The organism is Pseudomonas sp. IPO3778 (genome assembly GCF_013386825.1).
GTDB lineage: Bacteria > Pseudomonadota > Gammaproteobacteria > Pseudomonadales > Pseudomonadaceae > Aquipseudomonas.
On record NZ_JACARC010000005.1, the window covers coordinates 71,463 to 93,349 of the forward strand.

23 protein-coding genes are annotated in these 21,887 nt (G+C 60.4%); 12 read left to right on the top strand and 11 right to left on the bottom strand.

Annotation, left to right across the window (positions count from 1 at the left end):
- Positions 1-5: 5 nt before the first annotated feature.
- On the bottom strand, positions 6-1,175 hold the full coding sequence (locus tag HX855_RS01130; protein WP_177089629.1) for an aromatic ring-hydroxylating dioxygenase subunit alpha: 1,170 nt from the start codon (positions 1,173-1,175) through the stop codon (positions 6-8).
- Positions 1,176-1,376: 201 nt separating this feature from the next.
- Between HX855_RS01130 and HX855_RS01135 the strand changes: the two genes are divergently transcribed.
- On the top strand, positions 1,377-2,438 hold the full coding sequence (locus HX855_RS01135) for an AI-2E family transporter (RefSeq protein WP_177089628.1): 1,062 nt from the start codon (positions 1,377-1,379) through the stop codon (positions 2,436-2,438).
- Here the strand turns inward: HX855_RS01135 and HX855_RS01140 are convergent.
- The 3 genes from HX855_RS01140 to HX855_RS01150 all read right to left on the bottom strand — a co-directional run bounded on the left by HX855_RS01140 (position 2,435) and on the right by HX855_RS01150 (position 3,499).
- Entirely contained in the window at positions 2,435-2,614 is a 180-nt protein-coding gene (locus HX855_RS01140) for a hypothetical protein (protein WP_177089627.1), read from the bottom strand. The two genes, HX855_RS01135 and HX855_RS01140, sit on opposite strands and share 4 nt — an antisense overlap.
- Positions 2,615-2,717: 103 nt before the next feature.
- The gene (locus HX855_RS01145) at positions 2,718-2,912 is read right to left on the bottom strand and encodes a hypothetical protein (protein WP_010172323.1); all 195 of its coding nucleotides are present in this window, start codon (positions 2,910-2,912) and stop codon (positions 2,718-2,720) included.
- Positions 2,913-3,145: 233 nt separating this feature from the next.
- Positions 3,146-3,499: a hypothetical protein gene (locus HX855_RS01150; RefSeq protein ID WP_177089698.1), complete on the bottom strand. Its 354-nt coding sequence runs from the start codon at positions 3,497-3,499 to the stop codon at positions 3,146-3,148.
- A gap of 241 nt (positions 3,500-3,740) precedes the next feature.
- Between HX855_RS01150 and HX855_RS01155 the strand changes: the two genes are divergently transcribed.
- Complete coding sequence (locus HX855_RS01155) at positions 3,741-4,559, top strand: shikimate 5-dehydrogenase (RefSeq protein ID WP_177089626.1); 819 nt, start codon at positions 3,741-3,743, stop codon at positions 4,557-4,559.
- Between the two features lie 202 nt (positions 4,560-4,761).
- Here HX855_RS01155 and HX855_RS01160 read toward each other — a convergent pair whose 3' ends face one another.
- Positions 4,762-5,409, bottom strand: a complete 648-nt coding sequence (locus HX855_RS01160; RefSeq protein ID WP_177089625.1) for a YceH family protein — start codon at positions 5,407-5,409, stop codon at positions 4,762-4,764.
- 126 nt (positions 5,410-5,535) lie between these two features.
- On the opposite strand from HX855_RS01160, the gene HX855_RS01165 reads away from it, so the two are divergent.
- Complete coding sequence (locus tag HX855_RS01165) at positions 5,536-6,045, top strand: DUF1993 family protein (RefSeq protein WP_003211233.1); 510 nt, start codon at positions 5,536-5,538, stop codon at positions 6,043-6,045.
- A 68-nt stretch (positions 6,046-6,113) separates the two neighbouring features.
- On the opposite strand, the gene sstT is transcribed toward HX855_RS01165, so the two are convergent.
- Positions 6,114-7,334, bottom strand: a complete 1,221-nt coding sequence (gene sstT / locus HX855_RS01170; protein ID WP_177089624.1) for a serine/threonine transporter SstT — start codon at positions 7,332-7,334, stop codon at positions 6,114-6,116.
- Between the two features lie 215 nt (positions 7,335-7,549).
- Between sstT and HX855_RS01175 the strand changes: the two genes are divergently transcribed.
- The gene (locus HX855_RS01175) at positions 7,550-8,704 is read left to right on the top strand and encodes an MFS transporter (protein ID WP_177089623.1); all 1,155 of its coding nucleotides are present in this window, start codon (positions 7,550-7,552) and stop codon (positions 8,702-8,704) included.
- Positions 8,705-8,708: 4 nt separating this feature from the next.
- Here the strand turns inward: HX855_RS01175 and nhaR are convergent, their stop codons facing one another.
- On the bottom strand, positions 8,709-9,611 hold the full coding sequence (nhaR, locus tag HX855_RS01180; protein ID WP_017475497.1) for a transcriptional activator NhaR: 903 nt from the start codon (positions 9,609-9,611) through the stop codon (positions 8,709-8,711).
- A 134-nt stretch (positions 9,612-9,745) separates the two neighbouring features.
- Between nhaR and HX855_RS01185 the strand changes: the two genes are divergently transcribed.
- The 4 genes from HX855_RS01185 (at position 9,746) to mnmH (ending at position 13,057) form a co-directional block, all read left to right on the top strand.
- Positions 9,746-10,009, top strand: coding sequence for a hypothetical protein (locus HX855_RS01185; protein WP_177089622.1), 264 nt, complete (start codon positions 9,746-9,748; stop codon positions 10,007-10,009).
- A 28-nt stretch (positions 10,010-10,037) separates the two neighbouring features.
- The gene (locus HX855_RS01190; protein ID WP_177089621.1) at positions 10,038-10,784 is read left to right on the top strand and encodes a TerC family protein; all 747 of its coding nucleotides are present in this window, start codon (positions 10,038-10,040) and stop codon (positions 10,782-10,784) included.
- A 135-nt stretch (positions 10,785-10,919) separates the two neighbouring features.
- Positions 10,920-11,954, top strand: a complete 1,035-nt coding sequence (selD, locus tag HX855_RS01195; RefSeq protein WP_177089620.1) for a selenide, water dikinase SelD — start codon at positions 10,920-10,922, stop codon at positions 11,952-11,954.
- Complete coding sequence (mnmH, locus tag HX855_RS01200; RefSeq protein ID WP_177089619.1) at positions 11,954-13,057, top strand: tRNA 2-selenouridine(34) synthase MnmH; 1,104 nt, start codon at positions 11,954-11,956, stop codon at positions 13,055-13,057. The genes selD and mnmH overlap by 1 nt, the downstream gene beginning before the upstream one ends.
- A gap of 130 nt (positions 13,058-13,187) precedes the next feature.
- Here the strand turns inward: mnmH and HX855_RS01205 are convergent, their stop codons facing one another.
- Together HX855_RS01205 and HX855_RS01210 are read right to left on the bottom strand one after the other, a co-directional pair.
- Positions 13,188-14,243 carry a permease gene (locus tag HX855_RS01205; protein ID WP_177089618.1) on the bottom strand — a complete coding sequence of 352 codons (1,056 nt, stop codon included), beginning with the start codon at positions 14,241-14,243 and terminating at the stop codon, positions 13,188-13,190.
- Between the two features lie 75 nt (positions 14,244-14,318).
- Positions 14,319-15,020 (bottom strand): histidine phosphatase family protein, encoded by a 702-nt coding sequence (locus tag HX855_RS01210; RefSeq protein WP_177089617.1) that lies wholly within the window; start codon positions 15,018-15,020, stop codon positions 14,319-14,321.
- 266 nt (positions 15,021-15,286) lie between these two features.
- Here HX855_RS01210 and HX855_RS01215 point away from each other — a divergent pair, with 266 nt between their 5' ends.
- From HX855_RS01215 to hemB, 3 genes are all read left to right on the top strand, one after another.
- Positions 15,287-15,985 carry a glutathione S-transferase N-terminal domain-containing protein gene (locus tag HX855_RS01215; RefSeq protein ID WP_177089616.1) on the top strand — a complete coding sequence of 233 codons (699 nt, stop codon included), beginning with the start codon at positions 15,287-15,289 and terminating at the stop codon, positions 15,983-15,985.
- 8 nt (positions 15,986-15,993) lie between these two features.
- Positions 15,994-16,836 (top strand): PhzF family phenazine biosynthesis protein, encoded by an 843-nt coding sequence (locus HX855_RS01220; RefSeq protein ID WP_177089615.1) that lies wholly within the window; start codon positions 15,994-15,996, stop codon positions 16,834-16,836.
- 122 nt (positions 16,837-16,958) lie between these two features.
- Positions 16,959-17,933: a porphobilinogen synthase gene (gene hemB / locus HX855_RS01225; protein WP_177089614.1), complete on the top strand. Its 975-nt coding sequence runs from the start codon at positions 16,959-16,961 to the stop codon at positions 17,931-17,933.
- Between the two features lie 73 nt (positions 17,934-18,006).
- Here the strand turns inward: hemB and HX855_RS01230 are convergent, their stop codons facing one another.
- Positions 18,007-19,500 carry a hypothetical protein gene (locus tag HX855_RS01230; RefSeq protein ID WP_177089613.1) on the bottom strand — a complete coding sequence of 498 codons (1,494 nt, stop codon included), beginning with the start codon at positions 19,498-19,500 and terminating at the stop codon, positions 18,007-18,009.
- Between the two features lie 329 nt (positions 19,501-19,829).
- On the opposite strand from HX855_RS01230, the gene HX855_RS01235 reads away from it, so the two are divergent.
- The gene (locus tag HX855_RS01235; RefSeq protein WP_177089612.1) at positions 19,830-20,915 is read left to right on the top strand and encodes a DUF1615 domain-containing protein; all 1,086 of its coding nucleotides are present in this window, start codon (positions 19,830-19,832) and stop codon (positions 20,913-20,915) included.
- Here HX855_RS01235 and HX855_RS01240 read toward each other — a convergent pair.
- Positions 20,912-21,769, bottom strand: coding sequence for a LysR family transcriptional regulator (locus tag HX855_RS01240; protein WP_177089611.1), 858 nt, complete (start codon positions 21,767-21,769; stop codon positions 20,912-20,914). The genes HX855_RS01235 and HX855_RS01240 overlap by 4 nt on opposite strands.
- Positions 21,770-21,887: the final 118 nt, after the last annotated feature.

Consider the following 21,887-nt stretch of genomic DNA (forward strand, 5'->3'; position numbering starts at 1 on the left):
AGGGTTCAGACCGAAGACGGCCCGTGGATACCGTTGAACACCAGCTTGTGGAAGTGATGCACCAGGTGCTCGCTTTCGTTGCTGCGCTGGGCGTCGATCATGTAGCGGCCCTGGTCGTAACCGAGGGAGTGCAGGCCTTTTTGCACGGAGATGTTCAGGGCGATGTCTTCCGGGCCCAGGTCTTCGTTCATCCACTTCATGCACGAGGCACTGACGGCCGCCGTTTCAGGGTTGTTGGAGTAGTAGCCGAAGCGCAGCAGGGAGCGTTCGGCGTCCAGCGGGATCATGATGAACGAGCCCAGGAACTCCGAAAACGGGAAGGTGTAGAAGGTGTTGTTGGGCCACAGGCCGATGTTGAAAAAGCGCTCGTCGGGGTTTACGTCGGGGCGCAGGGGCACACCGTAGGCTTCGGTCACCGACAGGTTGGCGGGGGCGATGTAGGTCCACCAGTTGTCGCGTTTGGTCAACTGGTAACCCTTGAAATCGATCAGCTTGGCCAGGTCCACATGGCACGGCCCGGACAGCTTGAAGTGATAGCCCTCGATGGAGTTGTCCATGATCACCTTCCAGTTGGCTGGCACGATCACGTCCTGCTCCTCGATCAGCCGCATGTTTTCCAGGTCGGGAAATACCCGGCGCATTTCCTCGTCGGCGCCGGGAAACAAGTCACGCAGGGAGGGCGCGGCCGGGTCGAGGTTGAAGTAAATGAAACCGCCCAGTTCTTCGGTGCGCACCTGGGGAATATTGAACTGCTGCAACTCGAAGTTTTTCATTTTTTCGCAACGGGGCGCGCCGCGCAGGCTGCCGTCCATTTCGTAGCACCACGAGTGATAGGCGCAGCGCACCACGCCGCCGGTGGTGCCGCGACGGTCCTCCAGCAGGCGATTGCCGCGATGCTGGCACACGTTGTGGAAGCCGTGGATCTGGCCCTGGCGATTTCGGGCGACCACCACGCTCTGGTCAAACAGGTCGGTGACCACGTACTGGCCCGGTTCGGCAAACTCGCTGACGTGCCCGGCCACGTGCCAGGCGTGCATGAAAATATTGTCGCGCTCGGCCTTGAACAGGCTCTCGTCAAAGAAGTAGCGCGAGGGCAGGGTGAAGGCGTGTTCCGGGTCCTGGTGGTCCCAACCCTCGACGGGGCTGTGGTGTTTGCGGGTCTGGAAATCTTGCATGGGGGCTATCTCCACGGTCAATGGCCGCACGGCACGGCTGCTTGTTCTGGGAGTTAATCTAGGGGCAGGGCCGGGTCGGGTATTGATCGTTTGCGACCAGTTGCGCGGGCAAATGATCAAAGCAGGGCACTCGTGGGATTTGCGGCGGACTAACCATCAGGGTGCACATGAGTGTCCTGCGTTTTTTGAGATGGATCGGCCATGAATCAAACCAACCTGCAATTCAAAACCCTGCTGTTACTGCTTGCCCTGGTGACCATCGCGTTTATCTGGATTTTGCTGCCGTTTTACGGCGCGGTGTTCTGGGCGGTGATCCTGGGGATCATTTTTGCCCCGATGCAACGGCGGGTTCAGCAACGTTTTGGCTGGAACCGCAACCTGACCTCACTGGCGACCCTGATGGTGTGCCTGGTGATCGCGATTTTGCCGGTGATCATCACCAGTGCCTTGCTGGTGCAAGAGGGCGCCACGCTTTACAAGAATGTCGAGAGCGGCAAGCTCGACGTTGCCGGGTATATCGAGCAGTTCAAGAACTTCCTGCCGCCGTACTTCCAGCACCTGCTGGACCGCTTCGGCATGGGCAACCTGGAAGGCCTGCGAGAGAAAATCGTCAAGAGCGCGATGCAGGGCAGCCAGTTTTTCGCGACCCAGGCGTTCAGCTTCGGCCAGGGCACATTTGATTTCCTGGTGAGCTTTTTCATCATGCTGTATTTGCTGTTCTTCCTGCTGCGGGACGGCCCCGAACTGGTGCGCAAGGTCCGCACTGCCGTGCCGCTGGCCGAACCGCAAAAGCGTCGCCTGCAACTCAAGTTCAACCGGGTGGTGCGTGCCACGGTGAAAGGCAACGTGCTGGTGGCGGTCACGCAAGGGGCGCTGGGCGGTTTGATCTTCTGGGTCCTGGACATTCCCAGCGCGTTGCTCTGGGCGGTGTTGATGGCGTTTCTGTCGTTGTTGCCGGCGGTGGGCGCGGGGATTGTGTGGGGGCCGGTGGCCGCGTATTTCCTGCTGAGCGGGGCCATCTGGCAAGGGGTGGTGCTGGGGCTGTTCGGGGTGTTTGTGATCGGGCTGGTGGACAATGTGCTAAGGCCCATCCTGGTGGGCAAGGACACCCGGATGCCGGATTACCTGATCCTGATCTCAACCCTGGGTGGGCTGTCGATCTTTGGTTTGAACGGTTTTGTCATCGGGCCGCTGATTGCTGCGTTGTTCATGTCCAGTTGGGCGCTGTTTGTCGAAACCAAACCGCGGGTGCAGCTGCCTTAGGCATGAAAGCAATGAGCCATCTTCAGCGACAGGGCCTGGGCCGCCGGCAACGAAGTGAGTGGGCCGCTGATGGCTTCGCCATCCCGTACCAGGTACCAGCAGGCGAGCAAACCCAATTCTCTGAGTGAGGCGGGAACGGCACTGCCGATGACGGACATGATTTGAATAGTGGGCATGACGACCTCCGATACGCTATGGAGGTGACAGTATGGTGTGGAGGCTTTAAGGGGAAATTAACCCGCTCGATAGTCGACATCACTGTTATCGAGCAACGAGGGGTCAGTCGACCACTTGATCAAGCATATGCACCACTTCCTGCTCACTGAGCAAGCCCTTGCGCACCAGGTTCTCCGCCAGCAGGGACAGGAACTTGGCATTGCGGTGGCCTTCCAGGGCCTTGAGCTCGGTCAGTACGCTATAGACCTTGCTCGAGGTGCAAAGGCCGGCGGTACGATGAGGGTTTTGCGTGGGCATGGTCAATCGTCCTTGTTCTTATTGGCTGGACAGTGCTGAGAGTGGAAACCTGTTGAGACACAAACATGACAGCGCAGGCCCCGGTCGGGCAAGTGCCTATTGAGATCAATAATGTGGGATTTGGCCACAGCCATTGTCCTTATAACGACCTTGGCGAGATTTATTCAGACCTGCAGGCCAAAAAAAGGCCCCGCTTTTTAGGGCGGAGCCTGTTCGTGTGTGTCAGTTGACGCTTACCAGCCGCGACCGTAATAGCCGTGTGGAGGGCCGTAGTAGCCGCGCGGTGGGCCGTAATAGACCGGCGCCGGGCGGTAATAAACCCGTTGCTGCACGTACACCGGCGGTGGCGGTGCGTAATAGACCGGTGGCGGAGCGGCATACACTGGCTGCGGCTGGACATACACCGGCTGTTGCACGTAGACCGGCTGCTGCTGGCTGGCAACGATCGAGCCGCCTACCACTGCACCGACAACGGCACCCAGTGCGAGCGGAGCACCCCAACCACCACCGTGGGCGGAGGCCTGTCCTGCTATAGCGAGTGCGCCGATAAGCAAGGCGATCTTGGGGATTTTACGAATCATGGTTATTCCTCGGTTAGCCCCTGCGCTTGTGGTCTGCAATCAATAGACTCAAGGATTGTCGCGGGGATACTTTTAAGACAGCGTATTTCTGAAAAACAGCACAGCCGATAAGTAAAGGTTGTGTAAGGTCTGTATCGGTTGGCTTACACAAGCGGCCGGGCACAGTGCGTATGATCCATGACAACCCGCTGGCGCGGGTATTCCGTCCATCCGAAACAGCCTCTGGAAGGGCTTCAAGGAGTTACCGATGCAGATGAACCCCAACAAGGACACCCAACTGTGCATGTCGCTGTCGGCGCGCCCCGGGAATTTTGGCCTGCGGTTTCATAACCACCTGTACGAGCAGTTGGGCCTGAATTTCTACTACAAGGCCTTCAGCAGCCAGGACTTGCCGGGCGCCGTGGGTGGCATCCGCGCGTTGAATATTCGTGGGTGTGGCGTATCGATGCCGTTCAAGGAGGCGTGCATTGCCCTGGTGGACGAACTGGATGATTCGGCGCGGGCCATTGCCTCGATCAACACCATCGTCAATACCGACGGGCATTTGAAGGCCTACAACACCGACTACATTGCCATCGAGCAACTGCTGAAGACCCACGCAGTGCCCAAGGATTCGACGTTTGCCCTGCGCGGCAGCGGCGGCATGGCCAAGGCCGTGGCCAGTGCCTTGCGCGACGGCGGCTACGCCAATGGCGTGATCGTGGCGCGTAATGAAGAAGCGGGCCGGGCGCTGGCCCGGAGCCTGGGGTATGAATGGCAGGCGGAGCTGGGTGCGTTACGTCCGCAGATGTTGGTCAACGTGACGCCGATTGGCATGACCGGAGGGTCGGAGGCTGATCAGTTGGCGTTTGAGGCTGATGCGATTGATAGGGCCGAGACGGTGTTCGATGTGGTGGCCATTCCCTCGGAAACCCCACTGATCCTGCGTGGCCGCGCCCAGGGCAAACGGGTGATTACCGGCCTGGAAGTGATTGCCATCCAGGCGTTGGAGCAGTTTGTGCTGTACACCGGCGTGCGGCCGACCGATGCGCAGTTTCAGGCCGCGGTGGCGTTTGCGCGAAGCTGAGGTTGAGGTTGAGGGCGCCTTCTTTAATGGCGCACATTTTTGTGGTGAGGGGGCTTTTGTGGCGAGGGGGCTTGTCCCCCGTTGGGCTGCGAAGCAGCCCCTAAACCCGCGACCGGGTTCTAACGGACAGAATGCGATGAGCTTATCGGGGCTGCTTCGCAGCCCAACGGGGGACAAGCCCCCTCGCCACAGAGGTTGCTGATTACTCGAGCCGGGACAGCCGCTCTTCCAGCGCCGCAATCCGCGCCTCCAGCTCTTCGATACGCTCCAGCGACACGCCACTTCCCGCGCCACGCTCCACCGGGTTCCCCCGTGCCGCCAGGATCGCCTCAATATCCGCCGGGTCCCCCAGGGCGTGCATATACCGGTCTTCCCGCTGCCCCGACTGACGCGGCACCAACAACGCCAGCCCACGGGCAATCAGGCGTTCCAGTTGATGCACCACTTGCTCGGCGTCTTCAAAATCGTGCATGCGCCCACTGCGGGTCAGCAGTTCGTTGACCGTCTGCGGGCCCCGCAGAAACAGCAGCCCGCTGAGAATCACCTGGGCCGGCACCAGTTCCAGCGCCTTGTCCACCCGATGCTCCCAGCGATCGGCCCGGCTGCCCATCACCAGTCGGGTAAAGCCACGACTTTCCAGCGCCCGCAGGCTCTGGCCGACCTGGCCCTGGCTCAGGTTCATCACCGGTTCGCGGCTGGTTTTCTGGTTGCAGGCGGTCACCAGTGCGTTGAGGGTCAACGGGTAGGTTTCGGGGCTGGTGGCCTGTTTTTCGATCAGGCAACCCAGGATGCGGATTTCCGTGCTGTTCAGGCGCGGTTCTTCAGAAGTCGTGTCGTGCTCGGTGGTCATCGCGCTTTCCCTAATGCAGTGAGCCCACTAGCCTAATCCTGAAAAAATAAAAGACAAGCGGCGCCGGCTGCCGGCATGTCTATAATCGCGTCTGTTTCAAACCCTGCCACAACTGTCGAGACTGTCATGACTATTTCCCTGTACGCCGCTTCCCTCCCGGTCTTCAAGCAAATGCTCAACGCCCTGAGCGATGTGCTGAACAAGGCTGAAGCCCACGCCACCGCCAAGAACATCGACCCGAACGCCTTCCTGCAAGCGCGCCTGTACCCGGACATGTTCCCGCTGGTACGCCAGGTGCAGATCGCCGTCGACTTCGCCAAAGGCGTTTCTGCCCGCCTGGCTGAAATCGAAGTACCGAAATACGACGATACAGAAGTCACCTTCGCCGACCTGCAAGCGCTGATCGCCAAGGTCCTGGCGTTTATCGACACCATCACCCCGGCCCAGGTCGACGGCAAAGAAGGCATCGAAATCATCACCCGCCCTGGCACGCCGAAAGAGAAGCGCTTCAGCGGCCAGTCGTACCTGTTGAGCTACGGCCTGCCGCAGTTCTTCTTCCACGTCACCACCGCTTACGCCTTGCTGCGCCACAACGGTGTGGAAGTGGGCAAGCGCGACTACATGGGCGCGTTCTAAGCCGGTCATAAAAAAGCCCGGGGCGGTTCATTCACGAACCGCCCCGGGCTTTTTTGTGCGCGCAAGGTTTACGCGGCTTGTTCTTCTTTGCCCAGGCACGCGGCGGCGGTGAACAACACGTCGGTGGACGAGTTCAGCGCGGTTTCCGCCGAGTCCTGCAACACCCCGATAATGAAGCCTACGGCCACCACCTGCATGGCGATTTCGCTGGGAATGCCGAACAGGCTGCACGCCAGCGGGATCAACAGCAGCGAACCACCGGCAACCCCCGAGGCCCCGCAGGCACACACCGCCGCGACGACGCTGAGCAACACAGCGGTGGGGATGTCCACCGCAATGCCCAAGGTGTGCACGGCGGCCAGGGTCAAGACGGTAATGGTGGTGGCAGCACCGGCCATATTGATGGTGGCGCCCAGGGGGATCGACACCGAGTAGGTGTCTTCATGCAGGCCCAGGCGCTTGCTCAGTGCCAGGTTGACCGGGATGTTGGCTGCCGAACTGCGGGTGAAGAACGCGGTGATGCCGCTTTCCCGCAGGCACATCAGCACCAGCGGGTAAGGGTTGCGGCGCAGTTTCCAGTACACGATGGCCGGGTTGATCACCAGCGCCACAAACAGCATGCAGCCCAGCAACACCACCAGCAGGTGCGCGTAGCCCAGCAGGGCGCCGAAGCCGGAGGTGGCGAGGGTGGAGGCCACCAGGCCGAAGATCCCCAACGGCGCGAAGCGGATCACCATGCGCACGATCAACGTGACGCCGTTGGACAGGTCCCCCAGCACGGTGCGGGTGGTGTCGCTGGCATGGCGAATCGCTATGCCCATGCCGATGGCCCAGGCGAGGATACCGATGAAGTTGGCGTTCATCAGCGCGCTGACCGGGTTGTCCACCACACTGAGCGCCAGGCTTTGCAACACTTCACCAATGCCGCCGGGGGCACTGACGGCGATATCGTGGGTGGCCAGTACCAGCGAGGAGGGGAACAGTGTGCTGGCGATCACCGCCACCACCGCGGCAGCAAAGGTACCCAGCAGGTACAGGAACAGGATCGGGCGGATATGGGTTTCCTGGCCATGCTTATGGTTGGCGATCGAGGCCATCACCAGCACAAACACCAGGATCGGCGCGACCGCCTTGAGTGCCGAAACAAACACCTTGCCGATAAACCCGGTGGCCTGTGCGACATCGGGCAACAACAGGGCCAGCAGAATACCGGCGATCAGGCCGATGACGATTTGAGTGACCAGGCTGATAGACATCAGCCGTTGAAAGAGAGAAGGGGCAGCAGTCATAAAGGGGTTGTCTCTGATTTTTTTAATAGATGCAGCCAAGGCAGCGTGAATCTGGCAGGCGCGCAGTCTAGCATCTGTAGGAAATGGCTTATCCGGGTGCGGCGTTCCGTCGCCACGTCACGACACATTCTGTTAACATTGCCCATCCTCTTCTTTCCTATTGATCAGCGGGCCTTCCGGGCTTTCGTTGATGTTGTCGTTTTCTGGAGTTTTTAATGTTGTTTCCGATCCTGCTGTTGTCAGCCGCCGGTTTTACCGTGCTGACCACAGAGTTCATCATCGTCGGCCTGTTGCCTGCCATCGCCCGGGACCTCGACGTGAGCGTGTCCCAGGCCGGGTTGCTGGTGACGTTGTTCGCGTTCACCGTGGCAGCGTTTGGCCCGTTTCTTACCGCGTATTTCGCGCGGTTCGAGCGCAAGCGGCTGTTTATCACGATCCTGATCCTGTTCGGCCTGGCCAACACACTGGCCGCCATGGCGTCGAATATCTGGGTCATGTCCCTGGCCCGCCTGATCCCGGCGTTGGGGTTGCCGGTGTTCTGGGCCTTGGCCAGTGAGACGGCGGTGGACATCGTCGGGCCGGATTTTGCTGGGCGTGCAATTGAAAAAATCGGCTTCGGCATCGTCTGCGCCACGGTCTTCGGCATCCCGGTGGGCACGCTGATTTCCGATATGTTCGGCTGGCGCACGGCCTTTGGCATTCTTGCCGTGGTGGCGTTTGCCAAGGCCTTGCTGCTGTTTATCTACTTGCCGAAGACCCGGGCGAAGAACGATCAGGTGAGCTTGCGCTCCCAGTTCAAAATCTTGCGCAGCCCGTTGATGCAGGGGCATATCCTGCTGTCGATCCTGGTGTTCAGTGGCATGTTCACCGCTTACACCTACCTGGCTGACATTCTCGAGCGCCTGGCAGGTTTCGACGGAACGCTGGTGGGTTGGTGCCTGATGGGCTTCGGCGCTGTCGGCCTGATCGGCAACTCACTGGGCGGGCGCATGGTGGACCGTCACCCGCTGATCGCCTCGATGGTGTTCTGCGGCTTCATGATCGCCGGCATGGTGGCGCTGGTGCCCGCCATTCACTCCACCGTCGGGCTGGCGGCGGCGATGGCGGTATGGGGCGTGACCCAGGCGGCGTTGTTCCTGGTGAGCCATGTGCGATTGATGAAGGCCGCGCCCCATGCGCCGGCGTTTGCCGCGTCGCTGAACATCGCCGGGGCCAACCTGGGGATTGGCCTCGGGGCGTTGGTGGGCGGGCATGTGATCGACACCCTCGGCTTGGGCAGCCTCGGGTTTGCTGCCGCCGGTTTTATCCTGCTGTCGATCCTGTTGGCACTGTGCCTGATGACCGCCAAGACCCGCGCCGTCTGCGCTTGATTCATCAGGGCAGGGCGGTGAACAGCTCCCGCCTTGCCCCTTCGGTAATCGCCACGATGCCGGGGTGCTTGACCTTGCGCTCTACCGAAATGGCATAGAACGATTCGGTCACGGCATCCGTCTGGCCGATCAGCGCCACGCCATACTGGCGCTCCACCTCGTCGGCAATCACGCTGGGGGCGATAAAAATCCCGCTGCCGGATTGGCCGAAGGCCTGCATCAGGGCGCTGTCGTCGAACTCCCCGACAATCCGTGGCTGGATCTGCTGCTCGGCAAACCAGCGCAGCAAGCGGCTGCGCACTACGGTCTCCGCTCCCGGAATCAAGAGCGGCGCACCCTGCAGGCACTGTGGGAAATCGCCGCGATGCTGGTCAGCCAACGCCTGGGTTGCGAAAAAGCTGATCCCGCATTCCCCCAGTTTCTGGCTGTAGCCCTTGATGTCCAGGTGCGGTGGCATCGGGCTGTCGGAGATCACCAGGTCCAGGCGCTGGATCGCCAGGTCTGCCAGCAACCGCTCAAGCTTGTCTTCACGGCAGGTGATGCGGATCGGCTCGCTCAATTCCATGGTCGGCGCAATCAGCCGGTAGACGATGGATTTAGGCACCACGTCCGCCACGCCGACCCGGAACAGGATCTGCTGCTCATTGGGCTGGGTGCGCAGCATCGCCTCCAGCTCATTGCCCAGCTGAAACATCTGCTCGGCATAGGGCAGCGCCTGGCGCCCGGCCTCGGTCAGCTCCAGTTGGCGCCCGACCTTTTGAAACAACGCCACGCCAAACGTCTGCTCCAGCAGGCTGATCTGCCCGCTGATGGTCTGCGGCGTGAGGTTCAGTTGCTCGCAGGCACGCACGATGCTGCCCGTCTTGGCGACGACCCAGAAGTAGTGCAGTTGTCGATAATTGAGCATGGCGGCCAACACTTCGTGAAAACCGAAGTATAAACGAAAAAAATACGAATTTTACTGAAGTGTTTGCCTGCATAGAATGCGTCGCTATCGAGGGGCCACTACTTGGACCCAACGGTTCTAACGAGGAACGCATCATGAAACTCAATTCCCCGGGCGCAACGGCGTTGCTTGCGCTTTCATTAGTCATGCTCAGTGGTTGTGACCAGGCCGAGAAAAGCGCACAACAACTGTTGGGTAAAGCCACCGAATCGGCCAAGCAAGTGATCGACGACACCCACCAGGCTGCCGAACAGGCGTTGAGTGACGCGACCAAGGGCTTGATCGCACCACCCCAAGGCAAGCAGGACAAGGAGGAGCCGGAAGACAACACGCCCGAATCCACCTCCCAAGAAACCTAATACCGGCACACCACACCAGGACTGACCTATGGATTACCTTTTACAACTGGCCGCCAGCCCGACCGCATGGATCGCACTGGCCACCCTGATCGTCATGGAGATCGTGCTGGGGATCGACAACCTGATCTTTATCTCGATTCTCACCAACAAGTTGCCGGTGCAACACCGGGCCAAGGCCCGCCGCATCGGTATCAGCATGGCATTGATCCTGCGTCTGGGCCTGTTGAGCACCATCGCCTTTATCGTGCAGTTGACCGAGCCGGTCATTGATATCCTGGGGCAGTCGTTCTCCTGGAAAGACATGATCCTGATCGCCGGTGGCCTGTTCCTGGTGTGGAAGGCGACCACCGAGATCCATCACAGCATGGACCCCGAGAAGGAGCACGTGGACACCGGTGCACCGAGCGTCACCCTGGGCTTTGCCTCGGCGATCGGCCAGATCCTGCTGCTGGACATGGTGTTCTCCATCGACAGCATCATCACCGCCGTGGGCATGACCGAGCACTTGCCGATCATGATCATTGCCGTGGTGGTCTCGGTGATCGTGATGCTGGTGGCGGCCGAGCCGTTGGCCAAGTTCATCAACGATAACCCGACCATTGTGATGTTGGCCTTGGGCTTCCTCATCATGATCGGTATGACGCTGATCGCCGAAGGTTTCGGCGCCCATGTGCCAAAAGGCTATGTGTATGCGGCCATGGCGTTCTCGGCGGCGATCGAGTGCCTGAACATGATGCGACGCAACCGGCATAAACGCCTGGCTGCAAACCCGTAAAGGCTCACACCCAAAGGCCGGCTGCGCTCATCAGAGCCCAGCCGGCCTTTTTGCTGCCTGGTTTTTGCCGAATCGCCCATGTCTGTAGGAGTCGTCTGTTAAGATTCTTCGCCTTGACGTATTCGAGGTGCCTTCATGAACGAGCCAATTCGCCTGACCCAATACAGCCATGGGGCTGGTTGCGGTTGCAAGATCTCACCTCAGGTGCTGGAAGTGATCCTCGCCGGCAGCGGTGCGCAAAACCTGGACCCCAAGCTCTGGGTCGGCAATGCCTCCCGCGATGACGCGGCGGTGTATGCCATCGACGACGAGCGTGGCGTGGTCTCAACCACCGACTTTTTCATGCCGATTGTCGATGACCCTTTCGACTTCGGCCGCATTGCCGCCACCAATGCCATCAGCGATATCTACGCCATGGGCGGCGATCCGTTGATGGCCATCGCCATTCTGGGCTGGCCGGTCAACGTACTGGCCCCGGAGATTGCCCGGGAAGTGATTCGCGGCGGTCGCTCCGTGTGTGACGCTGCCGGGATTCCCCTGGCCGGTGGCCACTCCATCGACGCCCCCGAGCCGATCTTCGGCCTGGCCGTCACCGGGCTGGTGAATAAACGCGATATGAAGCGCAACGACACAGCCACCGCCGGTTGCCAGCTGTACCTGACCAAACCCTTGGGTATCGGCATCCTCACCACCGCCGAAAAGAAGGGCAAGCTGCGCGAAGCCGATATTGGCCTGGCCCGTGACTGGATGTGCACCCTCAACAAGCCCGGCAGCCGCTTTGGCAAGCTGGCCGGTGTCACGGCCATGACCGATGTCACCGGTTTCGGCCTGTTGGGCCACCTGGTGGAAATGGCCGACGGCAGCCATCTGACGGCGCGCATCGAATATGAAAAAGTCCCACGCCTGCCCGGGGTTGAGTACTACCTGGAGCAGGGTTGTGTGCCCGGCGGTACCTTGCGCAACTTCGACAGCTACGCCAGCAAGCTGGGGCGCTTGAACGAACTGCACAAGCGCGTGCTGTGCGACCCGCAAACCAGCGGCGGCCTGCTGGTGGCGGTCACCCCCGAAGGCGCTGCCGAATTCCTCTCCGTGGCGGCGGAACTCGGCCTGGACCTTGAGCCGATCGGCGAACTGGTTGAGCGACAGACCCACGCGGTAGAGGTGTTTTGATGCCGGTTGACATCACCGACTACCGCGACATCTTTCTCAACGACCGGCCGATGATGGATACCCGGGCGCCGATCGAATTCATCAAGGGCGCGTTTCCGGGAGTGATCAACCTGCCGTTGATGACCGACGATGAGCGCGAACGGGTGGGCACCTGTTACAAGCAGCAAGGCCAGCAGGCGGCCATCGTCCTCGGCCACGCGTTGGTGTCCGGCGCGATCAAGGCCGAACGTATCGAGCAGTGGGCGCGCTTTGCCCGGGCCAATCCTGACGGTGTGCTCTATTGCTTTCGTGGCGGGATGCGCTCGCAGATTGCCCAGCAATGGCTGAAGACCGAGGCGGGTATCGACTACCCGCGAGTGGGCGGTGGCTACAAGGCCATGCGAACCTTCCTGCTGGACACGGTCGAGCAGGCCACCGCTCAATGCGACTTCGTGTTGTTGGGCGGCATGACCGGCACCGGCAAGACCGACGTGCTCGGCCAATTGAACAATGCCCTGGACCTGGAAGGCCACGCCAACCATCGCGGCTCGAGCTTCGGCAAACGTGCGACACCACAACCCTCCAACATCGACTTCGAAAACCGCCTGGCCGTGGACCTGCTGAAAAAGCGTGCCGCCGGTATCGAACAGTTCGTGGTCGAGGATGAGAGCCGCATGATCGGCAGTTGTGCGCTGCCGTTGCCCTTGCACAAGGGCATGCAGGGTTTCCCGATGGTCTGGCTGGAAGACAGCGTTGAAGGCCGTGTGGAGCGCATCCTGCAGGATTACGTGGTGGACCTCTGCGCCGAATTCGTCGCGCAGTTTGGCGACACCGGCCAAGACCTGTTTGCCGAGCGCCTGACCCAGAGCCTGGGCAATATCCACAAGCGCCTGGGTGGCGAGCGGTTTGCGCGGTTGCACGGGATCCTGCAGGACGCCCTGGCAGAGCAGGCCCGCAGCGGTGCGGTGGAGTTGCACCGGGGCTGGATTGAAGGGCTGTTGCGTGAGTATTACGACCCGATGTACGCGTTCCAGCGGGAAAGCAAGGGCGCACGCATCGAGTTTGCGGGGGAGCAGGGTGCGGTACTGGAGTACCTGCGTGAGCGGGCGGCTCGGCGGGAGTAATGGGTTGAGTTTACCGGCCTCTTCGCGAGCAAGCCCGCTCCCACATTCGACCGCGTTTATCCTGAAGGAATGCGGTCAAAAATGTGGGAGCGGGCTTGCTCGCGAAGAGGCCCTCAACCCCACCCAATAACTAAAGAATAAACGCCCCGATCAGCCCGCACACCACGCCCATCAGCATGGTCAGCCCTGCCACGGTCACCAGCACCCGCGCATCGAAATCCTTGCGCAGCATCAGCAGCGACGGCAGGCTCACGCTCGGCAGGGTCATCAGCAAGGCCACGGCCGGGCCGGTGCCCATGCCGAGGGTCATCATGGTTTGCACGATGGGAATTTCGGCGGCCGTCGGGATCACAAACAGCGTGCCGACAATCGCCAGCGGCACCAGCCACACCAGGCTGTTGGCCATCGCGCCGTCAACATGGGGAAACAGCCACACCCGCGCCGCGCCGAGGATCAACACCGCCAGGATGTACACCGGGATCGTGCTCCAGAACAGCTGCCACAAGGTGCGCAGCCAGCGGTTCAGGAACGGTTCGGTCTCGGTATGGCTGGCCTGGGCCACGGCGTCCAGTGCGGCTTCCGGCACCTGCTCCGGGCGCGCGATACGTTGCGCCACCAGCGACACACCCACCACCAGCACAATCCCGGCCACCAACCGCAACGCGGTAAAGCCCCAGCCCAGCACGAAGCCCATAAACACCAGCGTGGCCGGGTTCAGCACCGGGTTGGCGATCCAGAAGGCCAGCGCCGCACCCACCGACACCTGCTGCCGACGCATGCCGGCCGCCACCGGGGCGGCGCAGCAACTGCACATCATCCCTGGCAGGGCGAACAGCCCGCCGCGCAAGGTGGAACCCAGCCCGGCGCGGCCAAACAGGCGCAACAGCCAGTCCCGCGGGATCAGCACTTGCAGCAGCGAGCCGAGGATGACCGCCAGCACGGCGGCTTTCCAGATCGCCAGGAAATACACCTGGGCATAGGCCAGGGCGGCGGCCAATGGCGAACTTTGCTGGTCGTTGAGAATCGAGGCGCCGATGCTGTGGTTGTCCGCCGCAACAAACGCCTTGGCGTAGTAGGGCGACCACTTCACGTAGTAGAGGCCGATGCAGGCCACCAGCAGGAACAGCGCTGGTTTCCACCAGAAGGACCAGCCCCGGGCAGGCTGGGTGGAGGAGAGGTTGGACATGTTGATGATCCGCAGGTGAGTCAATAGCGCAGCATCATACGCTGAAGACGAGCGGCCCCGAAGACCCTGTGGCGGTCAGATATCGGCACTCACCTGAGTCGCCTCCGGGCAGGTCTGCTGGCCGTTATCCAGACCTTGCTTGTAATTGCGGCTGAGCAGCGTGGCCTTGCCGTTGTGCCAGGTCAATGTCAGCACATACAAGGTGTCGAAATCGCTGCCGGACCAATCGTCGGTAATCACGTGCTTTTCGCCCACCGCTTCACTCGCCACCTTGTTGATCAGCTCCGGCAGGTAGCCGTGGGACCAGGCGGTGTAGATGACCGCGTTGTGGTACTTGTCTTCCACCAGTTCGTCGGCGAGGGCGCTGGTGTCATTGGCCGAGAACTTGATGTTTACCGGCAAGCCGAGCTTGATGGCGCTGGGGCTGATGGTCATCAGTGGGCGGATGTAGCTGTAGGAGTTGTCTTTCTCACCCTCTTCGACATTGCGGGTCGGGTTGGCGGCGAAGACAAAGTTGGCCTTGCCGAACTTTTCCGGCAGCACGGTGGCCAGGTTCATCGCGCGGTTCAGGCCCTGGCAGTTGAGCTGGCCGAGGCCGCCGGCAGGTTTTTCCCCGTGGCGCAGGAACACCAGGGTTTGCACGCCGTCGACCTGTTGGGCGCGGCTGATCCGGGATTCCAGGGTAAGGCCGATGGCGGCGCCGACCAGTAATACCGGCAGCAGGACGTAGGAGTAGCGTTTAAGGCGTTTCGCAAGGCACAGAGGCTTGATAGTCATTGAGGCTCGAGTCTTCGTGCAGCGGGTTAAGGCGGACAAGCCCGGCACAGCGACCTGAGTGGCGTCGCGTGGTGTTCCGTGTCGTGAGCGTGGCTTCCTTGGGGGCGCACTTAAGAGTGCGCCAGGGCACTTTGGTTCGTTTTACGGGGGAATGGGGCGGCATCCTTGCCGTTTGCAGGAGATTAACCGGCGGATGTTGCGGATTTAAGACGGATGCAGGACAGGCATCGAGGCACTACTATCAGGGTTTTGTCAGGAGTCATGCGATGAACTCACTTTCAGACTTCCCCATTACTGCCAAATGGCCGGCACGGCACCCCGAGCGCCTGCAGCTGTATTCGTTGCCGACGCCCAACGGGGTCAAGGTGTCGATCATGCTCGAGGAGCTGGGGCTGCCTTACGAGGCGCACAAGGTCAGCTTCGACACCCAGGACCAGCTCTCGGCTGAGTTCCTGTCGCTGAACCCCAACAACAAGATCCCGGCGATCATCGACCCTAACGGCCCGGGCGGCCAGGCGCTGGGGCTGTTCGAGTCGGGCGCGATCCTGATTTACCTCGCCGAGAAGAGTGGCGAACTGCTGCCCGAAGACCCGGCCATGCGCTACGAGACGATCCAGTGGCTGATGTTCCAGATGGCCGGTATCGGGCCGATGTTCGGCCAGGTGGGCTTCTTCAACAAATTCGCCGGTGCCGCCTACGAGGATAAACGCCCCCGCGACCGCTATGTCGCCGAGTCGCGGCGCCTGCTGGAGGTGCTGGAAAAACGCCTGCTGGGCCGCACCTGGATCATGGGCGACGAATACAGCATTGCCGACATCGCGACCTTTCCGTGGGTGCGCAACCTGATTGGCTTCTATGAGTCCGGCGACCTGGTGGGCATTACCGACTTTCCGAACGTGCTACGGGCACTGGACGGGTTCGTCGCCCGGCCGGCCGTCATCCGTGGCTTGAATATCCCTAAATGAGGAGCAGCATGCCTTCCTTCGACTTCAAACAGCTCGACGTCTTCAGCCACGTGGCCCTCAAGGGCAACCCGCTGGCCGTGGTGTTGGGCGCCGACAGCCTGAGCGACCAGCAAATGGCGGACTTCGCCAAGTGGACCAACCTCAGCGAAACCACCTTCTTGCTCAAACCGCGTGATCCACGGGCGGACTATCGCGTAAGGATCTTCACCACCCTGCAGGAGTTGCCGTTTGCCGGCCATCCGACCCTGGGCAGTTGCCATGCCTGGTTGCAGGCCGGTGGCCAGCCCGCTGGCGAGGAGATTATCCAGGAATGTGAAATCGGCCTGGTGCGCATCCGCCGCCAGGGCGAGGAACTGGCGTTTATTGCGCCACCGCTGTTGCGGTCCGGCCCGCTGGAGCCCGAGTTGATCGAGCGCGTACGGCAGGCGTTGGCCCTGGCGCCGGGGGCGATTGTGCGCAGCCAGTGGGTGGACAACGGAGCGGGTTGGCTGGCGGTGATGCTGGCGGATCGGGAACAGGTGCTGGCGCTGCGTCCGGATTATTCGCAGTTGCAGGGTTTGGCCGTGGGCGTGATCGCGCCGTGGAACCCGGAGCGGGACGGTGATGAAGCGCACTTTGAAGTGCGTGCCTTTATCGCGGGGGACGGTGCGCCGGAGGACCCGGCCACCGGCAGCCTGAACGCCGGCGTTGCCCAGTGGTTGCTGGGTGAAGGCCTGGCGCCGAGCCGCTATGTGGTGAGCCAGGGCACCGCCATGGGCCGTGCCGGGCGAATTCGTGTCGAGCAGAGCGGCGAGGAAATCTGGATCGGCGGCGCGGTGGCCGTTTGCATTGAGGGCCGGCTGCAGCTCTAGATCAATGCCATTGTTACCGGGCCTGCAATAAACTGTTCCGCACTTGGCGTTTGTGCTCTGCGGTGCACGAGGCATAAGCTTTCGCCCCAACGATTTTTGGCCTGCCTTTTTCAGGAGCATCAATGTCCAGCCAGTTCCCCGAAGCCCGTCCACGCCGCCTGCGCCGCTCCCCGGAGTTGCGTGGCCTGTTCCAGGAAACCGAATTCACCCTCAATGACCTGGTGCTGCCGATCTTTGTTGAAGAAGACATCGACGACTTCGTGCCGATCACCAGCATGCCCGGGGTGCAGCGCATTCCCGAGTCGAAGCTGGCCGGCGAGATCGAGCGTTACGCCCGTGCCGGGATCAAGTCGGTGATGACCTTCGGCGTGTCCCACCACCTGGACGCCTCGGGCAGTGACACCTGGCAAGAACGTGGCCTGGTGTCGCGCATGTCCTCGATCATCAAGGGCGCGGTGCCGGAAATGATCGTGATGTCGGACACCTGTTTTTGCGAATACACCGACCACGGCCATTGCGGCGTGATGCACGGCGCCGAGGTCGACAACGACCGCACCCTGGTCAACCTCGGCAAGCAAGCCGTGGCCGCCGCCCGCGCCGGTGCCGATGTGATCGCGCCGTCCGCTGCGATGGACGGGCAGGTCCAGGCCATTCGCCGGGCGCTGGATGAAGCGGGCTTCAGCCATATTCCGATCATGGCCTATTCCACCAAATTCGCTTCGGCCCTCTACGGCCCGTTCCGCGAAGCCGGTGGCAGCGCGCTGAAGGGCGACCGCAAGAGCTACCAGATGAACCCGATGAACCGCCGCGAAGCCGTGCGTGAATCGTTGCTGGATGAACAGGAAGGCGCGGATGCGCTGATGGTCAAGCCGGCGGGCGCGTACCTGGACATCATCCGCGACATCCGCGAAGCCTCGCGCTTGCCGGTGGCGGCGTACCAGGTGAGCGGCGAGTACGCGATGATCAAGTTCGGTGCCCAGGCGGGCGCCATCGATGAAGCCCGCGTGGTGCGGGAAACCCTGGGTTCGATCAAGCGCGCCGGTGCGGATTTGATCTTTACCTACTTTGCGATGGACCTGGCGCTGGCCGGGATCTGAATAACGTCAGGCCCAAGGGTGGCGGTCGATGTCGAGACCGTCACCGACGTCTACAAGCCCTTGGTTATAGCGTTCAGAAGTTAATACTACGCGCGATATCCTTGAGGTTTATAAAGCGGCGACAGGTAATCCCCTCGTCAAAGCGCTTGAGGTCGCGCCAGAACGTTTGATTGATGTCATCCAACTCGGGTACGCCAAAGTCGTACCACGTGTCATATAAGTACTCATTGCCTTGAGGGGGGCCAAAGTACATCTTAAAACACAGGCGGTTACGTAGCGTGTCGCCGAATGTCACCAGCTTCCTTCTGTTTACCGGTGGCAGGGTTTTACTGGCCGGGGCAGGGGCGCGAAGTCGCAAGGGAAAGATATTCTGCTGGTAATGCCCCATGGCTCCGTGATCTGCCGAATGTGCAACGGTCACATCCCAAATGAAATAGCTGATTGCCCTGGCGAATGTATCGCCCTCCCGTATGCGCTCGTGTGCCGGAAATCCAGTCACCCACGCGGCAATGGCATTACTCCAGTAAATGACAACAGGGTCATCCAGGTCGACGTGGCGAACGACGGCACTGACAAAATCAAATATGACGTCGTAATAACCCCTGACGAAGGTGTCAAAGTCTGACCATATTTTTTCTGGGACTAACGGAAATGAATAGGCCGGATAACTGCGGTTACCTTCGATTCCGGAAAAGGCATCGGTCATAAGCCCTGTCCATCCGCGACCCTCTTCGATGATCGGGACATTTCCCCATCCAGGGTAGGGTGTATAGGGCAGGAATTGATTGTTATGAGCCACCGAGTAAGTCTGTAAGGATACCGCCTGATTAATTGCCAGTTGGATTCTTGTATGAGGGGCCAATAGTTTAAACAGCACATGCTGGCGGGGCAGTGCCGTTAAGCTGATGGCGCTGATGGCGTCCATCGGGAAATGCAGCCGTGGGTGAGTCACCAGGGTGATCAGGCAGAGTGCGCCTTGCAGTACAAAATACTTGGCAAGCTCCCAAGCGTTTTTGTCCTCTGGCGTTAATACCAGCCCATTGATTTTTATCGCCAGGGCGGTGCCTGAATCGCTGCCATCACGCCTGAATAATGTCAGGCTGGGTGCAGAATAAATGCCGTGTAGAGGGTCCAGGCGTTGCATGCTCAATGTGTCGATTTTTAAATACGTGGGTTCGCCTTCGCTATCAAACAACGCTTCGGGATTCAGCAGGTCGGGGAACTCGGCAACGTCTTCTGCACTGACCGGCGTCAACAGTTTGCTGAGCGTGCCGTAAAACAGTTGTCCCGAAAACAATACGTCGGATACCGGTCGCAGCCTGTAATCACCGGCAAGCATCTTCAAGATGATTTTGACGCGTCCGGACTTCAGGGTTTTCAGGTAGTGGGCCACCACATTGACACGGAAGTCCTCGGTATGTGCCTTGGGGACTCTTTTGGTCATGGCGGGTAACTCACGGACCAAGGTGTTAACTTTAGGCCACGGCCCGTCAGCGCCATATAAGTGATCGGCGGCGGTGTATCCCTGAAGCGGTCCCGCCCACTCGTCATAGCATTCGACTGACATGAACAATCCCTCTTTCACGCGCGTGAAGATCGGTCAGCGGTCGCCAGGCCTGAACATACGTTCTGCAACCTCTATGGACTTTTCGGTCACCTGAAGTCGACGCGTTTTTTTGCGCGCAGGTGTGAAGCTGAGCAAGGGGCAAACATCGCCCGGGGATCAGTTAAACTTGAAACAAAACCGCGCACAACTGTAAGAGTTGACAGGTTTTATTTCTTTGCAGGTGTGCTAGGTGATGCTCGATGGCGTCCTGCAGGCAGGTCGGCGAACCCCGGTTAGACTTACCGGTCGATATCTGCCATGACTGGCCCATCGACACCCAAGGACGCCCCATGCATTCACATCGCCTGATTCTGTGCCTCGCCACCTTGCTGGTGCTGGCCGGCTGCTCCAGCCAGCGCACCCAGCCACTGCCTGAGCGCAGTGAAGCCGAGGTGAAGGCGCAGATCGTGCGCCTGATGCCGGCCAGCGTGCCGGACCGCAACGGCTGGGCCCAGGACATCTACACCGCCTTCAACACGCAAAAAATCTACCCCGGCACCGAAAACATCTGCGCCGTGCTGGCCGTGACCGAGCAGGAGTCCACCTATCAGGTCGACCCGCCAGTGCCGAACATGGGCAAGATCGCCCAGGATGAAATCCTGCGGCGCGCCGGCAAAGTCCATGTGCCGGCGGTGCTGGTGCGTACGGCGCTGCAACTGCGCTCGCCCACGGGCAAGTCCTACGCCGAGCGTTTGAGTGCGGCGCGTACCGAGAAGGATCTGAGCGGGATCTTTGACGACTTCATCAGCGTCGTGCCCTTGGGCAATACCTTGTTTGGCGGCTTCAACCCGGTGCACACCGCAGGCCCCATGCAGGTCAGCATTGAGTTTGCGCAGCAGCAAGCCCGGGATTATCCCTACACGGTGGATGGCAGCATCCGCCGGGAAGTCTTCACCCGTCGTGGCGGCATGTACTTTGGCATCACCCATCTGCTGGGCTACCCGGTGCATTACGACCAGATGCTGTACCGCTTCGCCGATTTCAATGCCGGCTGGTACGCCAGCCGCAATGCGGCGTTCCAGGCCGCCGTTAGCCGAGTCTCGGGGACCACGCTGGCGCTGGACGGTGACCTGATCAACTACGGCTCGTTCCTGCCCGGCACCACCGAGCTGGCGGTGCGCTCCCTGGGCAAGGCGCTGGACATGCGCAACCCGACGATCCGCAGCCAACTGGAGCAGGGCGAGCGTCTGGATTTTGAAGACACCACCCTCTACCAGCGGGTATTCGCCCTGGCCGACAAGACGGCCGGCCAACCGTTGCCGCGGGCGATCCTGCCGGGCATCGTGCTGAAAAGCCCGAAGATCACCCGCAACCTGACCACGGCCTGGTTCGCCAAGCGCGTGGACGAACGTTATCAGCGCTGCATGAAGCGTTAGGTGCGCAGATTCACCAGGGTTTCAATCATCCACTTGTGAAACTGATTGTGGGATGAGCGCCCGTGCCAGGCGGCAATGATGTCAAAGCTCTGGGGCTTCTCATCAAAGTCCAGCAGCGTGAGGTTGGCGCCCGCCGCGAGGGCGGAGGGCAAGAAGGCAATCACATCATTGGCCTCAAGGAAGCTTTGCAACGAGGTATAGCAAGGCAGGATCGCGATGATGTTTCTCGAAATGGCGTGTTGTTTCAGGAAGGTCTCCACGGTGTCGTTGAGTTGGTCTTTCCTGTTGCTGACCGCCACGTGAGGGAACTTCTTCAAGTCGTCCAGGCAGTGGATTTGCTGGATAAGCGTGGAGCGATTGTTGACGGCGCACGCGTAGTGATCCTGCTTCAGGTGAACGTTGTTCAGCCCCTGGTCAATAAACTCCTTAAAGCCGATAACCAGGTCGGCCTCACCGGATAACAACATGTCCTTGTAGTGTTCCGGGGCGAAATCCAGGATCTTGAAACTGACACGAGGTGCGGCCGCGAGCACGTTGGAGACTAACGCTGGAATGAGGGCTTGCTGGGCATGCTCGTTGGCAATGATCGTGTATTCCCGTTCGAGGGTCTGCAAATCATAAGCGCTGCCGTCGTTCAGGCTGTCCACTTCACCCAGGATGCGTTCGAACTTCAAGGCCAGTTCGAAGGCGAAGTCGGTAGGGGTCAGCCCGTTGCTGTTCCTCACAAACAGCACATCGTTGAATTCGTCCCGCAGTTTCTTCAGGTACTCACTGACCGCCTGTTGCGACAAGCCCACCTGCGCGCCGACCTTGGAGGCGTTTTTTTCACGCATCAGGTGCATGAAGATCCGCATGTGCTTGATTTCTATTCGGTCTACCATAATTGCTTGTATCGCTTACAAAGAGATATTGTTTTTTATTGTATGCGCCCTTTTTTAGAATGCCAACGGTCGCAACGACCTTTCAATTTTA